At 58.5% G+C, this 15461-nt stretch carries 12 protein-coding genes and 2 pseudogenes; 8 read left to right on the plus strand and 6 right to left on the minus strand.

Annotated features, from left to right (window positions below; translation table 11 throughout):
* Positions 1–33: 33 nt before the first annotated feature.
* On the minus strand, positions 34–213 hold the full coding sequence (locus tag BR48_RS25940) for a hypothetical protein (RefSeq protein WP_197030363.1): 180 nt from the start codon (positions 211–213) through the stop codon (positions 34–36).
* Positions 214–484: 271 nt separating this feature from the next.
* On the minus strand, positions 485–1822 hold the full coding sequence (locus tag BR48_RS0116510; RefSeq protein ID WP_027232327.1) for a PLP-dependent aminotransferase family protein: 1338 nt from the start codon (positions 1820–1822) through the stop codon (positions 485–487).
* Positions 1823–2002: 180 nt separating this feature from the next.
* On the opposite strand from BR48_RS0116510, the gene BR48_RS0116515 reads away from it, so the two are divergent.
* From BR48_RS0116515 to BR48_RS26480, 6 genes and pseudogenes are all read left to right on the plus strand, one after another.
* A complete protein-coding gene (locus BR48_RS0116515) occupies positions 2003–2239 on the plus strand; it encodes a DUF1127 domain-containing protein (RefSeq protein WP_027232328.1) in 237 nt (78 codons plus the stop codon).
* The gene (locus BR48_RS0116520; RefSeq protein WP_081815915.1) at positions 2239–3018 is read left to right on the plus strand and encodes a sulfite exporter TauE/SafE family protein; all 780 of its coding nucleotides are present in this window, start codon (positions 2239–2241) and stop codon (positions 3016–3018) included. The genes BR48_RS0116515 and BR48_RS0116520 overlap by 1 nt, the downstream gene beginning before the upstream one ends.
* A gap of 88 nt (positions 3019–3106) precedes the next feature.
* A pseudogene (locus BR48_RS24805) lies at positions 3107–3515 on the plus strand (isochorismatase family protein); the annotation flags it as partial.
* Positions 3512–4825, plus strand: coding sequence for an epoxide hydrolase family protein (locus BR48_RS0116530; RefSeq protein ID WP_051615085.1), 1314 nt, complete (start codon positions 3512–3514; stop codon positions 4823–4825). The pseudogene BR48_RS24805 and the gene BR48_RS0116530, both read left to right, overlap by 4 nt.
* A 465-nt stretch (positions 4826–5290) precedes the next feature.
* Positions 5291–6286, plus strand: coding sequence for a 4-hydroxy-tetrahydrodipicolinate synthase (gene dapA, locus BR48_RS24810; RefSeq protein WP_081815916.1), 996 nt, complete (start codon positions 5291–5293; stop codon positions 6284–6286).
* 71 nt (positions 6287–6357) lie between these two features.
* Positions 6358–6627, plus strand: coding sequence for a hypothetical protein (locus BR48_RS26480; protein WP_081815917.1), 270 nt, complete (start codon positions 6358–6360; stop codon positions 6625–6627).
* Positions 6628–7101: 474 nt separating this feature from the next.
* Here BR48_RS26480 and BR48_RS0116540 read toward each other — a convergent pair whose 3' ends face one another.
* The 3 genes from BR48_RS0116540 to BR48_RS0116550 form a co-directional block, all read right to left on the minus strand.
* Entirely contained in the window at positions 7102–7644 is a 543-nt protein-coding gene (locus tag BR48_RS0116540; protein WP_245273540.1) for a porin, read from the minus strand.
* 84 nt (positions 7645–7728) lie between these two features.
* Positions 7729–9423 (minus strand): aspartate-alanine antiporter, encoded by a 1695-nt coding sequence (gene aspT / locus BR48_RS0116545; protein WP_027232332.1) that lies wholly within the window; start codon positions 9421–9423, stop codon positions 7729–7731.
* A 95-nt stretch (positions 9424–9518) separates the two neighbouring features.
* On the minus strand, positions 9519–12248 hold the full coding sequence (locus BR48_RS0116550) for a decarboxylase (protein WP_027232333.1): 2730 nt from the start codon (positions 12246–12248) through the stop codon (positions 9519–9521).
* Positions 12249–12997: 749 nt separating this feature from the next.
* Between BR48_RS0116550 and BR48_RS25950 the strand changes: the two are divergent.
* Positions 12998–13328 (plus strand): annotated as a pseudogene (locus BR48_RS25950) (transposase); the annotation flags it as partial.
* 56 nt (positions 13329–13384) lie between these two features.
* On the opposite strand, the gene BR48_RS0116565 reads toward BR48_RS25950, so the two are convergent.
* The gene (locus tag BR48_RS0116565) at positions 13385–13852 is read right to left on the minus strand and encodes an Lrp/AsnC family transcriptional regulator (protein WP_027232334.1); all 468 of its coding nucleotides are present in this window, start codon (positions 13850–13852) and stop codon (positions 13385–13387) included.
* A 120-nt stretch (positions 13853–13972) separates the two neighbouring features.
* On the opposite strand from BR48_RS0116565, the gene BR48_RS0116570 reads away from it, so the two are divergent.
* Positions 13973–15451, plus strand: a complete 1479-nt coding sequence (locus BR48_RS0116570; RefSeq protein WP_027232335.1) for an NAD-dependent succinate-semialdehyde dehydrogenase — start codon at positions 13973–13975, stop codon at positions 15449–15451.
* Positions 15452–15461: the final 10 nt, after the last annotated feature.

Here is a 15461-nt window from a genome sequence, read left to right on the forward strand (position 1 = left end):
AACAGAACGTTTCAATTTTAATAATTTCATCTGTTACACGTCTTTTGCCGCAACTGCGTTCGTTCGCGATTGCGCCCGGTTATGATGACGCTGGCACCTTCGGCGCGCTCGCCGGGCAGTATCCAGCCCGATACCGGCGCTGCCGCCGATGACGACGACAGTCTGGCCAAGCAGTTCGGGTTCGCGTTGCGCGGGGATGGTTGTAGTGCTCATGCCTCCTCCGATAACAGCTTTCAATCCGCCCGTACGTGCATGTGCTCCATATCGATCGACCCAGGGACCTGACGAACAAGCGCCGGCATGCTGCCGCGCGTTCACGCTATTCTACTGCAGCGGCCCTCCTGGCCTGCTCCGCCGTCAGGTAAGCAGCATACCAGTTCGGCCAGTTCTTGTCGCATCGCCCGCCAGTCCGCTTCGGGCGCGGCCTTGTCCAACGGCCTTCGGACGCAGAACAAGCATCGCGATTTCCGGCGCCACTTCTCGTTCATTCCGTTGAATCGAAATCATCCTCCCGGGCATTCAGGATGGAAACCAGTGTGTGCAGGCCGACATCCAGCTGATCCATTGTCGGCGCACCTAGTGCCAGTCTGACAGCGTTCGGCGCATGGCCGGGGGTGACGGCGAAGGTTGTGGAAGGCGTCAACGCAATGTCGCGCCTGGCTGCCGCAGCGACGAAAGCCTGCGAACGCCAGTGCGGGGGCAGCACCAGCCATAGATGATAGCATTTTCCGTTGGTCTGGATTTCGAAACCCGAAAGACGATCGACTGCCAGTTTTTGGCGGGCGCACGCGTCGAGTCGCTTCAATCTTGCAAGCTCGGCAATGGTACCGTCGCCCATCATCCGCTCAGCGGCCGCAAACGCAAATCCTGATGCAGTCCATCCGCCCGAACGCACGGATGCCGTGACGCTTTCACGCAATCGTGGCGGCGACACGATAAAGCCCAGCGTCAGGCCCGGGGCGACCTTCTTGGAGAGACTGTCGATGACAATGCATGTGTCCGGCGCGAGTGCGGCAAGCGGCGGCTCATCGTCAAGGAAACCGTAGACATTGTCCTCGATGATCGGAAGCCCAAAGCTTTCGACCACGCGCAGGAGATCGATCCGGCGCGCCGCGGTCATCGTCATGCCTAATGGATTCTGGATCGCCGGCTGAACGTAGATTGCCGAGAGATGGGCGTCACGGTGCGCCTTTTGCACAGCGTCAGGCCGGACACCGCCTTCGTCCATCGCCAGTGGCACCAGTGTAATTCCCAGCCGGGCGGCAATGCCCTTGATAAACGGGTATGTCAGGGCCTCCACACCGCAACGGCCGCCCGTAGGAACAATTGCGGCGAGCGCTGCGGCGATACTCTGTCGTCCGTTGCCGGTGAATACGAGTTGTTCGGGAGTCGGGGACCACCTGCCCTGCGACAGGTATGCAGCTCCAATGCTTCGGACCGCTGGGGTTCCGACGCTGGTCGCCTGTCTCAAGGCGGCGTCGAGCGCCGCAGGTTTCTCCAGGCCAGCGAGGCTTCTTCCGATGATCGCGGTCTGATTGGAGAGCATCGGGTAGTTGAACTCGAGGTCAATTCGGATCCCGCGCGGCTCAGTCAATGCTGCCGCCCCGCGCCGGGCATCGCCGGAGATGAAGGTGCCCCTGCCGACTTCGCCGACGACAAGGCCCCTGCGCAATAGCTCGGTATAGACTCGGCTCGCGGTCGAGACGGCGATCTTGCGATCATAGGCAAAGCTGCGCTGCGGAGGCAGGCGCTCGCCGGGCTTGAGAGTGCCATCAGCTATTTCTCCGGCGATGATGTCAGCGAGCTTCAGATATTCCGACATCTATTGCTCCGAGAACAATGTTTTAATTGCTCCGAGCAACATGTCGGAACATAATGGCCACGTCAAACCGGATTGCACCGGGAATTGCCAAGGTCTGCGGTAATGAGAACGCTACGGCGCTTAACAAGCGCTGATGGGCGGCGGAGCAGGATTGCCGCACAGCAATAGCTGGAGGTCAAAATGTCTACAGCCCTTTCAACCATCGGTAGGCCGGCGGGAACAAAGACGCACGGCTCATTTCTTCGGGCATTCAACGCCTGTTGGCAGCGGATCGCTCGCTATTTCGTCCATCGCGCCGCCATTGCGAGCCTGTGCGAGCTCGACGACGAAGCACTTCGGGATATTGGCATCGCCCGCTCCCAGATCAAAGGGGCGGCCTACGGCTTCGTGACCAACCCCAACGGGGCGAGGAGGTGATGATGGCCACCCCGGTTACACCGGAGCTGACCGCTGCCACGATCCTGGTCGTGTTTGCCGGTGTATTCCTGATCAGCTTCATGAGAGGAGCTTTCGGAGGCGGGTTCGCCATCGTGGGTATTCCGCTGCTGTCGTTGGTGATGGATCCAGTCACCGCCGGCGGTCTGCTTGCGCCTTTGTTCATCGGGATGGATCTTTTCGCGCTGCGCTACTGGAAGCCCTCGACATGGTCGAGGCCGGACCTTGTGCTGCTCCTGCCGGGGCTGGTGATCGGCATCGGGTTCGGCTATGGGCTTTTCCGCTTCCTCGACCACCGGGCCATCGCGATCGTGATGGCGGTGATCACCCTGATCTTTGTCGGTCTCTGGTTTGTCAGGGGCGGACAGGTGACGAGGCGTCCGCGTTCGACAACAAAGGCGATCACTGCGGGTCTTGCCTCAGGAGTGACCACGATGGTTGCGCATTCGGGCGGACCGCCGCTTGCGATGTATCTGTTGCCCCTCGGGCTCAGCAAGGAAATCTACGCGGGAACAACGAGTATGTTTTTCACAGTCGGCAACGCGACCAAGGCGGTGCCGTGGCTGCTGCTGGTGAGGCCGACCGCGGGTGTCTGGGCATTGATGGCGATTGGTCTGTTGGCCATCCCCAGCGGCGTCTGGCTCGGGTGGCTGCTGAACGGAAGGCTGGACCAACGCCAGATTTATCGCGCCTGCTACGGATTGTTGGTTCTAACGGCGTTGAAACTGATGTGGGATGGCATTTCCGGATATCTCCCGTGAGCTGAAAGGCCGGCGTAGCGCTACCTCCGGAACTTTGAGAGCGCACGCGAAACTGCCGAGTCGTCAGTAAGAGCAAACGGCGTCTAGCTGGGAGCCCGGAGACTACGAGCAGTGGACCATCCCAGCCCCTCCCAACGAAACATCGTGAGAGGCCCTCATTTCGCGCGCGGCGAGTGGGGTGGCGAGTGGCACCCAGATTTCGCCCCGAAAGCAGGATACATAGTCGCCAAGGAACATTGGAGTGGCTGGCAGAAGGGGATCACCCATGTTATCGTGGTCGGGTTGCTGGCCAATACTCGTATCGAAACCACTGCGCATTATGCACCAGAGCTTGGCTATCATCTGACCTTGGTCCGCGACGCGACGGCAGCGCTCTGGCATGATATGATGCACGCCGCGCACGAACTGAGTGGTCCTACCTGCGCCCACGCAATCATGGGCCCGCGGAACTGATCGTAGCTTTGTCAGCATCACATCCGAAGGAGACGAGGCCATGACCAGGCTCATCACGGCCGCTGCTGCTATCACGGCCGTCACCGTCGTCGTCTCGGGTGCATTCCCCCAGACTGCGATTGCGCCAAAGGCAACAACTGCCCCCGCATCCAAGGCCACGGAAGACGCATCGATCCGGCCATTCAGCGTTCACGTTCCGGACGAGGCCCTTAATCAGCTGCGGCGCCGGATCCAGGAAACGCGCTGGCCCGATAAAGAGACGGTAGAAGACCAGTCCCAGGGCATCCAGCTTGCGAAACTCAAGCCGCTCGTCGAGTATTGGGGCACCGGCTACGAGTGGCGCAAGGCGGAGGCGAAACTGAATGCCCTGCCGCAATTCGTCACCACAATCGATGGCGTCGACATCCACTTCATCCATGTCCGCTCCAAGCACCCCAACGCGCTGCCAGTGATAATCACTCATGGCTGGCCGGGATCGGTGTTCGAGGAACTGAAGATCATCGATCCGCTTACCAACCCGACCGCTCATGGCGGCACCGCCGACGACGCATTCGATTTGATCATTCCGTCGATGCCGGGCTTTGGCTTTTCCGGCAAGCCGACCGGCACGGGCTGGGGTCCTGACCACACCGCGCAAATCTGGGCTGAGCTGATGAAGCGTCTGGGGTACACCCGGTATGTCGCGCAGGGCGGGGACTGGGGTTCGCCGGTCTCCAGCGCCATGGCTCGCCTGGCACCGGCAGGATTGCTCGGCATCCACATCAACCTTCCGGCGGTGGTGCCACCCGAGGTGGCCGCGGCCCTGGCCTCAGGCGGGCCAGCGCCAGCGGGATTGTCCGACCAGGAGCGCTCGACTTTCGATGTGCTCAGTGCCGCTGCCAAGATGGGCAACAGGTCTTATGCAACGATGATGGGCACAAGACCGCAGACGATCGGCTACGGCATCACCGACTCGCCTGCCGGTCTCGCCGCGTGGATGCTCGGACATCCAGGCTTTTCGACGTGGACATACAGCACCGACGATCCCGAAAAGTCTCCTGACGAGGTTCTGGACGACATAACGCTGTACTGGCTGACCAATACCGCGACCTCGTCCGGGCGTCTCTACTGGGAATATGGCGGTGGGCGGAGCCCCGCCCTCTCGGCCGGAGAGATGACTTCCGACATCTTGCTTCCCGTCGCCATCACGGTCTTTCCTGGCGAAAGCTATCGAACTCCGGAAACATGGGCCCGTCGCGCCTATCGGAACCTGAGCTATTTCCACGAGGTCGACAAGGGCGGTCACTTCGCCGCGTGGGAAGAACCTGAGTTGTTCAGCGCAGAGCTTCGTGCCGCGTTCAAGCCGCTGCGCTGAATTGTCAGTCTACGACCTTCTGTCTTGAGCAGGATAAATGCGATCGAGACCGCGGGGGCCTTGAGCTTTCGAGGTCGTGTATCGAGCGCGGTGGCAGCACGACCTTTTGCGCCATTTTGCCGGACGACCGATTTTTATGAATTCCTGATATTTTGCCTTGAAGCCGGAATAGAAAGCCTATCCGACCCCATGATACCTGTTGCCACGTACTCAACAAAGGAGTGCCTGGATGTCTGAGCGACTAACGAAAGTAATATCCCGCTACCAGCCGACCGTCGACTTTAAGCATGTAGTTTGGCGGAACTTGCCAACTTTTATCGCCCTTGCCGTCATCGTGGCGGTTTGTGTAGCGCTCCGCGTTTGGGTCGCCTTCAACCACGCGATCTGAGCAAGCCGCGATCTTCCGATCCCGACACAGTCGGCTCGACGCAAGTATCGCTGCGATCACAATCGATGAGCAAATCCATGATAAACACGAGAACCGAGCAACCCTCACGATTAAAGGGCGTAATGACCGCCCTCATCACCCCCTTCAACAACGGAGCCGTCGACTACGACGCCCTCGCCGCCCTTGCGGATTGGCAGATTCAATTCGGAATCAGCGCACTGGTTCCTTGCGGGACGACCGGCGAAGCCCCCACGCTTGCCTGGGACGAGCGGCTGAAAATCATCAGGACCTGCGTAAAAGCCTCGCGCGGACGGGTGCCGGTGATCGCCGGAACCGGCACGAACAGTACGGAACTGACGATCGCCCATACCTTGGCCGCCCAATCCTGCTGCGCCGACGCTGCGCTGGTCGTAACGCCCTATTACAACAAGCCGAGCCAGGATGGCATTGTCCGTCATTTCGAGGAGATCGCAGGGCGCGTCGACCTGCCTATCATCGTCTACAATGTACCCTCGCGTACCGGCATTGACCTGTCGCTGGGGACGCTCGCGCGGCTTGCCGAGATCCCCTCCATTATCGGGCTCAAGGACGCGACGGGCGAAGTCCGGCGTGTCGCGGAAATGCGCCGCGCATTCGAAGACCGTTTCATTCTTTTGTCTGGGCATGATGCGTCGTCGCACGCCTTCAACCTTTCGGGAGGCGACGGGACGATTTCCGTAACTGCCAATGTCCTGCCGCACGTCTTCGCCGCGTTGCACGATGCATGCCGGAAACACGACTGGTCCACCGCCAATTATATTCAGCAGCGGCTGATGCGGGTCTATAAAGCGTTCGACCTCGACACAAATCCCGGCCCCATCAAGTACGCCCTGAAATATCGGCGCGGCATGAATGACGAAATGCGTCTGCCGCTCGTGCCTGTTTCGGCGGAGACGGCGGAACGGATCAGGATAGCGCTCGACCGAATGGGCGATCCGGGCAGCGATGTCCCGTGCGATCCAGCCGATGCGATTTTCGGCGCGGACGAAAGGCCAATCGAAAAACCAGCACAGCCGCTCAACTGGCGGATCTGAGCAAGCGACCCTTCATTAAACAATGTTGCATCCGCCAGGCCTGCGCCTGCCAGCTGCTGAAAGCGAAGATCATGCGATACCCACGTAAAAGCCACGATCGTTTTAGAACGTGCACCCGTTTTCTCGTTGGTCGAAATCTGGAAGGATGCTGGATCGTCTGCGACAGGCAGCGTCTGGTCGGCGGACTGTTTGCTGACAGGGAATCGGCCCTGCACTTCGCGGTTACCCAGAGCGAACACCGGCCCGAGGCCGTGTGGTGCGCCAACGATGATGATTGTCTCCTGACCGATCCGTGGCAGGATCTCACCGCTCCCGCGCCCCGTCACTCCAAGCGCGCCTGATGTCTTGGATCACGGAATGGTCGGAACAACCACCGTGAGCTTATCCCCGACCATGCGGCGGCATAATCGGCGTTTTGATTGTCACCGCACTGATCATAGCAGCCGCCTTCCTCACCCCGCCCCGGTCGCCGTCCAATCGGGAACAAGGTTATTGGGCCGGAGGACCGGTGGTTTCCTCGGTTCCTCGACAAGACCGTCATAAAGCGATAGTGCGTCCTCCGCCGATCTCATCCCCTTAGGCATCCAGGCAAAGCAGGCACGAAGATTGAGCTGTTTGCTTGTTGCAAGATCCGGCGTCGGAAGAACGAAGACCAGGTCGACCGGCGCGGTCCGTCGATCGATTCAAACTCGATGGGTTCTCACCCCGGTAACCAACCCGCAATTGTATTCAGCCTTAGAGTTTGATGCCTGTTCGAGATTTTTGATCAATCAGGAGTTAGTGAAGGTCGAAGGCAAAACATCCACTATTACAACTTAGGACGTGACTTCCTCTTGTTCATCGACATGAAGAAAGTCGGTATGCAGCGGCCAACCCATCTGGAACCCGCCCAGCTCGATAAACCCCTGATGCAGCGTGCCTCCGGCGTCGTCGCTGTTTGTATTCTGGAAACGGGTGTCAATAAACGACCGCAGCGTGCCAAGTTCTGTTTCGGAACGCGCATCAAAACGAATTTCGGCGCGGGTGCGGACACGCCAGGTATCATTTCCGCCTGCACCAACGGGGCCACCGGTAAACACGTTGTCCCCGCCGGAAAACTCAAAGCGCAGGTAACCGTTGACCTTGAGGCATGTTTCGGTTCCCGGGATATAGAAGAAGCCCGCTCCGTAGGCATCGCATACCCGGACATATTCAACAGGCTCGGGCTCCGCAACGACCACCGCATCCGCTGCATAGGCCGACGTCGTCACGAGTACTGCACCCGATATCAGAAAAAGCCTCCGAATAGCCATGCGATCCCCCATTCTCTGCCAACTAGTCAGCAAGATACGTTCGAGCACTTCGCGCAGATTCCACAATCATATCATCAGTCGGCCCATCCAAAGTGTCTCCGCTCAGCCACACCCGGTGGTCCATCGTACCAAAGGCGAGGTGGACATTCGTCATTCGCCAATCGTCATCAATGCGACGAGCACGGGCCCCCACGCAGTGAGAAGAATATTACCAATGGCATAGGGCACCGTATAACCGAGAGCAGGAATACTACTCCGAGATTCATCTTGAATCGCCCGGAGGGCGGCCGTGATAGTTCCTGCACCGGCACAGGCGCCAAGAACAATAAGGGGGTTCATCTTGAGCATATAGCGGCCAAAAAGTATCGCTATCGTATGCGGCAGCAACGCCGATACCAGCCCCACCATCACAAGACTCAAACCGGTTTGTTGGAGCCCAGAGAAGAAGCTGGGCCCGGCGTTGATGCCAACTACACCGATAAAAATGCACAGACCGACAGTGTCGAAGATCCAGATCGCCGGCTCCGGGATTCGGCCGAAAAATGGGTGCACAGACCGAAGCCAGCCAAAAACCAGCCCCATGATCAGCGCCCCTCCGCTTGCAGTCAGAGTTAGCGGGATACCGCCAACGGTTACCGACAAAAGGCCAACAAGCCCCCCAAGCACGATGCCTGTCCCAACAAAAATCATGTCCGTCGCCATAGTTGGGCGGTCTGGATAGCCTAATTCCTTTGCGGCCCTCTCAACCTCCGGCTTAGTGCCGATCAGACTGAGCACGTCTCCACCATCGATGGTCGTCTTTGCAGTAACGGGCATCTCCTGTCCGGCCCGTGTAAGCTTCCGCAGAAACACGCTCCGAGTGAATTCGAGTTGCGCCAGTTCTCCAAGCGTTTTTCCAACCGCAAGCCCACGCGTAACCACGACATCCAGCACTTCGACCGGTAGGTCGAGCAGAGGCTTGTCGTCTACTTCCGGGCCGACGATCTTCCCGCTGTTCACGTGTATTTCCTGTCGAGCAAGTACGGCCACGACATCACCCTCGCGGATGACCGAATTGGGAAGCGCCTCCACGATGCCTCCGTGGTGTCGGATTCTTGCGATGAACACGCGCGAGCCTTGCGGCAAGGCTTCAAGTTCTGCCACCGTCTTGTTCACGAGTTTTGGATTGGTGACACGGTAAGCACGTAGATCGAACAGTCTTGCTCCCGAGGTCACGCCAAGTTCCAGTTGCGCGGAGCCTGCCAATGCGGTGCCTTGCATACGCATCCCTTCGTCGCGCAGGTTAACTCCCATCAGTTTGGGTCCGATTGTAGGGAGAAACCATACAAGGCTGGCGGTTCCAATGAGGTATGTGACTGCGTAAGCCACTGGAATATTGTTCAGCAGGCTAACTCTCTCCGCTTCGGGAATAGCCAGGCGCTGAATAGCCTCCCCGGCCGTGCCAATCACCGTCGATTCTGAAAATGCTCCTGCAAGCAGTCCGGCGGCCGTTCCGACGTCGTACCCAAGCAGCGTCGCAAAACCGAATGCAGTGAGCAAGCATGCAACGCATAAGACCAAGGTAAGCGCCACCTGTGGAATTGCGTCCTGTTTGAGCCCGCGGAAAAACTGCGGTCCGACCTTGTAGCCGGTTGTAAACAGAAAAAGATCAAAGAAGATGACCTTCACAATCGGTGGAATCTTGATATCGAGCTGTCCAATCAACACCCCCGCCAAGAGCGTCCCCACCACGATTCCGAGGCTGAAACTTCCGAGCTTTACCCGTCCAATCAAAAAGCCAATGGCCAGCGCAAGGAAGATTGCCAGTTCAGGATTGTCGCGCAATGCTTGTACAAAAAAAGCCATCCCCTACTCCTGCCCATTGTCAAGCTCAAGGAGTCAACGACCAACCTCGGATCGAACCCGCCGTGGGCAAGCAGACGCGCCCACAGGCGCTTATCTTAGTGCCTCAGTTTGGTAGAGATGACCTCCGGCTTTAGCAGTTTGAGACCGCGCGCTTTCTCGTAGCCGTGAATCTCCTTCACATCGAGTTTGCGCATGAACTCAATTGTCTCCTCTGTGATCACTTGACCCGGCACCATGATCGGGAAGCCGGGTGGATAGGGAATTACGAAGTTGGCGGACACCATTTCCGGCCCCTCGCGAAGGCGACGATTACATTCTTCTCCATGCAAAGGAATGTATTCACAGCCCGTGGCATCGTAAGCACCGTAGAAAGCTGTGCGCATATCGCCCTCCGGTGTGGCACGCCCCGCGTCTTGTCGAAACGCTTCATGGAAATGACTGAAATTCGGTAGGTCAGGCACGTCCGTCATTAGCGACTTGACGCGAGCGGCCAGCGCGTTTCTTTCGCCATCGCCGCCCCGCGCAAGGCGGGTCTCGACCCCGTTAGAAATCTCCAGGAGCACGCGAACGAGTTGCGCCACATCGCTCCGTGTATTGTTGATATTGGATTGCAGCAGAACCGAATTGCGCGACGTTTTATTGAGCTGAATGTCGTAGACATTGGCCAGCAACGCCTTGAACTCGGTTCCATCGAAACCTGCCGTTCCACAGACAAGCGTCATACGCGTAGGATCGAGGCAGAATTCGTCGTCGTGCATGCTGCGCACCTGGCTGGCCCAGGTTGTGTCCGGCGCCAGAAAATCCACAAACCCACTCTCCCGGTACTGCGCGGGGATCATGCCGTCAGCACCAAGCATATGGAAGTATTTCGAGATTATCGGATGTGAATTGACCGCACGCCGGATAGCAAGCGAGATCTCGATGGCGTTGAGCACGAGGCCGTAGCCTTCCAATTCCATTTGCCGCCGCGCTACGTCGAGACTGCCGATCAGTTGCTGGTTGGGGCTTGTCGAAGCATGCGTAAAGATTGCTTCGTGAAACTGCGACTCAACTGTGTAGAAGTCGACGTCTTTCACGAGAACCATCGAGCCCTGGCGCAGCGCTGACATGGATTTGTGCGTCGAGTTGGTCTGGTAAACGCGAATACGAACCTTCCGCGGGTCCGGGAGCAACCGCGTCGTTAGCAGTTCGTCGACGGTGGGGTCAGACCCAAGTTCCTGCTGTTGTTTTTCGTAGGCCTCGACCGCGGCCAAACCGTGAATCCATGTTTCAATTGCGGCAGCGGCGCCCATTGCGGTGCGAGGACGCAATACCGGTGAGAACCGCGCGAAGCCGAACCACGCCTCATCCCAGAGGAATACGAGGTCCGGTTTAATGGCGAGGCACTCCTCCATGACCCGACGCGTGTTGTAGATGTGGCCGTCAAAGGTGCAATTCGTGAGGTCCACCATTTTGACACGGTCAAGTCTGCCTTCGGCCTTCAGATCCAGGAGTGCCTTTTTTATGCTCCTGAGGGGTACCGCACCATACATCGAGTATTCTGTCATCGGGAATGCATCAACGTAGAGCGGTTGCCCGCCGGCAAGTACAAGCCCATAGTGGTGGGACTTGTGGCAGTTTCGGTCGAGAATGACGATGTCGCCGGGCGCGACTATCGCCTGGTGGACCATCTTGTTCGACGTGCTTGTGCCGTTGGTTACGAAAAAGGCATGGTCCGCGCCAAAAGCCCGCGCGGCCATTTCCTGAGCGCGCTTGATATTGCCTGTCGGCTCCAACAGGCTATCAAGTCCGCCCGTTGTGGCACTGCTTTCCGCAAGGAAAAGGTTGATACCATAAAACTCCCCCATATCGCGGATCCAGTCAGACTTGAAAACTGACTTTCCTCGAGCGAGCGGAAGCGCATGGAATGTACTTATCGGGCGCCGCGCATATTTCTTGAGGTTGTCGAAGAACGGCGTCTCGAAGCGGTCTTGAATCCCCTCAAGCACCGACAGGTGGAGTTCCAACGGTTCTTCGATCGCATAGAGAACGCGACGGATGGATGCCGACCGTGCATCGCCCGCCAAATTTTCTACCTGGCGGTCAGACAGAAGATAAATGTCGAGGTCTGGTCGCAGACGTTTCAACGAGTTTGCCAAGAGCAACGCCAGATCAGCGTCCTCCGCTCGCGCCCCATCCAGTCCGAGGCCGGACAGCACGCTGCGCAACACCGGCGCCGAATGTCGCGAAGCGTAGTTAAAGCCCTCGAAGATCGTAACCGCGGCAATATCCGGATTGATGATCGCAGCGCAGATCGCATCTTCGAAGCTGTCTACCGGGACAATTTCGTAAATAAACGCGTCCTCGGGACGTCGCAGGTTGCGCAACTGCGCGATTTGATCGGCAGCTTGCGTTGTGGCACCCGGCGCAACAATCAGCATTTCGAAGTAGGGGCGCTTTACGTCACCGTGTCTGAGCGTGGGCGGTAGGACATCAGCCGGCGTATCGACGACTTCCTCGGTCGTTCGCCACTCGGCAGGATCATACTTGAAGTCACGCGTGACAATCGCGGCCGAAACGCGTCGCACCAAATCAGTAAAGCCAACAGCATCGCCTCCCCGCAGCCTGTCGCTTAGCCTCGCCATGAGCGCAGAGCCTGGGAATGCGTGAAACCCTTCAATGGGGCCTAACTCTGCAAAGGCAGCTTCGGCCGCGTTCTGATCGGCTCGCCCTACCGACCATGCGCGCGCTGCGGCAACAACATCGCGCCACCGGTCTGCGCGTTCCGCGGGCATCGAGAAGAAGTGGTCTATCCGCTGCTCAAGCATCTTCGCCGGTTTCGGCATCGCGGTATCTCCCGTGCCTATGGTTTTGACTAGTTCATTCGTCTGGGCGAGCGAGTGGGCTGACGTCATGCAGAGGAGCGTCTCTTCAGCCACTTCACTATGCCTCCGTCGAGCGGGCGCTTTGCCCGTTTCATGCAACTTAGAGTGTAGACCGATGTGAACGCTAATACGTGTAGCATCGTGTAATATACGGCGCCCACTTACAGACCAGGCCAGCAAAGCCGTACGTTTCCCGGGATCGTCAAGCCCGCTTTTCGGAGAGAGTTGAGACGGTATCGAAAGCGGACCGCGACGAGATAAGGCAGTGAGTGAAGTGCCCAGACAGTTATGCAGCCCGGATAGCGCTCGAAGCCCGCTTCAACCAGCTCGGGACCGAAGTATGGGTTCTGTAAACCTGACCAAGATATGCCTGGGTGTAAGTACAGGCCTGGACACCGACCGGAGGTTATTGTGAGAGGTGGGCTACGTCGCTTCGAAAAATAACACCGTAGGGGTGCGCCAGCGCCGTAGCCATCGAACCAGCGATGTCGTCTTGAAGTTCAAACAGGTTGTGCGGGTGGATATCTTCTCGTAGCTTTTCTTCCAAAGAATGGAACCATCGGCACGATTGACGAGACGCGTGCTTAGCCGAAGCTTCTCGCCTTCAATACGGACAGCCGCTTCGAGCACAACGGTTGGGTATGAATCGGCGATCGTGCCGGATACAACGACGATTTCCTTGAATTTCGGGAGTGAATATGAGTCCTGATCCGCTGCAGACGATCCGTGCCATTGTAGACGAGGCGCTGGAAGTTCAATCGCCTGATTTCGAGGTCATGTATTCGGCGATTAGCCGCCCGTCGATTCCGCCGGACAATCTGCTGCGTGCCCTGTTGTTGCGGGCCTTTTACGATCCGCTCTGAGCGTCAGTTCATGGAGCAGGTGGACTACAATGTGTTGTTCCGATGGTTCGTCGGCTTGTCGATGGACACGCGGTTGGGACGTCACAGTATTCATCAAGAACCGAGCGCCTCTTGGCGGACGGACGTCGCCGCCAAGTTCCTAGTCGCCTTGCTGAGCCAGTTGCGGGTTAAGGCTCTCTAGTTGTCAGACGAGTTCTTCTCGGTGGTCGGCACCTTGATCGAGCATGAAGATGGTCAATTTTCAATCGGAAAAGCAAAGCCAGCCTTCACTCGATCCATGACGACCATGGTCTTGAAGCCCTTGATATCGTGGTTCTCATAGAAGAACCGCCGCGTGAAAGCCTCGTAGTCCTCCATATCCTTTGCCGTGATCACCAGGATGAAGTCTGCGTCGCCCGTCACATAGTAGCCGATCATGACTTCCTTGGTCATACGGATCGCTGTCTTGAACCGGTCCACGATATCCGCCCGTTCGCGCTCCAGGGAGACAAGCACTATCATGGTGATGCCGCGCCCGACGGCCTTCGGCGACACGATCGCCACGTCCGCCTCGATCACGCCCTCTTCACGCAGCCGTTTCAGTCGTCGCTGACATGCGGTCGGCGACAGGTTGGCGATCTGCGCCAACTCTTCCGACGTCATGCGGTTGTTTTTCTGCACTGCATCAAGCAGTACCCTGTCAGCTCTATCAAGTTCACCCATGCAGAACTCCGGCGAAAGCAAATCGATAATCGCATATTTTCTGCATCAAAAAGGAAGTCAACGCAGAAATGCGATGCGAAGACGCGAGTACACTTCCTATGAAGACAATCCGGAGCAACTATGAACCGTACCGCCGCTGCTGCCTTGACCAATCTGTCACGACCTGATCTGATCGAACGTCGGGCCTTTCTGGATGGCACCTGGGCCGCGCGCGAGAGGACGCTGGACGTCGTCGATCCTGCGACGGGAGAACACCTCGTTGATGTTGCGGCTTGCTCGCTTGAAGATGCCGATGACGCCGTCGGTGCGGCGGGAAAGGCATTTCTCGACTGGAGGGACAGACCTCCCGTTGAACGGGGCCAGGTCCTTCGGGCCTGGGGCAAACTGATGCGTGACAACGCACGGGATCTTGCAGTCATCATGACGGCCGAACAGGGCAAGCCTTTGGCGGAGTCGCTTGGCGAGATCTCCTACGCTGCCAATTTCCTCGACTGGTTTGCCGCCGAGGGCGAGCGCGCCTATGGGGAAACAATTCCGAGCCATCTGCCCGCTAGCCGGCTTTCGGTCCACATGCAGCCGCTGGGGGTGACCGTCGCCATCACGCCCTGGAACTTTCCCTCGGCGATGATCACCCGCAAGGCGGGCGCAGCCTTGGCCGCCGGCTGCGCGATGATCGTCAAACCCGCTCCGGAAACTCCCCTCTCGGCGCTCGCCCTGGCGAAGCTGGCCGACGAGGCCGGCATGCCCGCCGGCGTATTCCAGGTTCTGACCGGCGAAGCCGAGCCGCTTGCACGCCGGCTTCTGGAACATACGCAGGTGCGCGCCTTTTCCTTCACCGGTTCGACAGAAGTCGGGCGCATCCTGCTGGCGCAATCGGCTGCTACCGTCAAGAAAGCTTCCTTGGAGCTCGGCGGGCACGCACCCTTCATCCTGTTCGACGATGTCGAACTCGCTCAGGCTGTCGAAGGCTGTATCGGTGCCAAATTCGCAACCTCGGGCCAGGATTGCCTCGCCGCCAACCGGATTTACGTTCAACGCGGGATCTATGATCGTTTCGTCGAGGCCTTCGCCGAGGCGACGTCTAAACTCCATGTCGGGCACGGTCTTGAAGACGGGACCGATATCGGCCCGATGACACGGAGGTCGGTGGCGGAAAAATGCCGCCAGCAGATCGCGCAGGCGCTTTCTGCCGGCGCGCGCCTTGTCTGCGGCGCGCAGGAGAGCCCACTTGGCGCCAATTTCGTCACACCGACCGTGCTGGCCGATGTGACCGACGACATGACGATTGCTCGCGAGGAAACTTTCGGACCGGTCGCCGCGATACTACCGTTCGACGACGAGCGGGATGTAGTCGCGCGCGCCAATGCCACCGAAATGGGGCTGGCGGCCTATGTCTACACGAACGATCTCGGCCGCGCGATGCGCCTTAGCGACCGGCTCGAATACGGCATGGTGGCGGTCAACACCGTAAAATTCACCGGCGCGCCCATCCCCTTCGGTGGCTGGAAGCAATCCGGACTCGGTCGCGAAGGCTCGCGCCACGGCCTCTCCGAATATCTCGAATCAAAATATGTTTGCTTCGGCAACCTCTCTGCCTGAAAGGAACCTG

The sequence above is a fragment of the Phyllobacterium sp. UNC302MFCol5.2 genome, from assembly GCF_000686005.1.
GTDB lineage: Bacteria > Pseudomonadota > Alphaproteobacteria > Rhizobiales > Rhizobiaceae > Phyllobacterium > Phyllobacterium pellucidum.